1 protein-coding gene is annotated in these 233 nt (G+C 68.7%); it reads left to right on the top strand.

Features of this window, described 5'->3' with window-relative positions; genetic code table 11:
• Positions 1–233 (top strand): Ig-like domain-containing protein (locus CWO91_RS45720; RefSeq protein WP_433995615.1); only part of this gene is annotated, 233 nt, incomplete at both ends.

The following is a 233-nucleotide window of genomic DNA, read 5'->3' as shown; positions in this document are numbered from 1 at the left end:
CGACCACCGATGCGCAAGGCGCCTGGTCGTTTACGCCGAGCGGGCTCGCTGACGGACCGCACACGATCGTAGCCAGCCAGACCGACACTTTCGGCAACACCGGTTCGGCCTCGCTGAGCTTCACGCTGGACACGGCGGCCCCGAGCGGCAGCACGCCAGACCTGACGGCGGGCTCGGACAGCGGCAGCTCGAACTCGGACAACATCACCTCGGCGACCTCGCCGAGCTTCACG

Source organism: Bradyrhizobium genosp. SA-3 (assembly GCF_004212635.1).
In the GTDB taxonomy this organism is placed as follows: Bacteria; Pseudomonadota; Alphaproteobacteria; order Rhizobiales; family Xanthobacteraceae; genus Bradyrhizobium.
The sequence above is the reverse complement of the archived record's forward strand: the minus strand, read 5'-3'. Positions and strand labels throughout refer to the sequence as shown.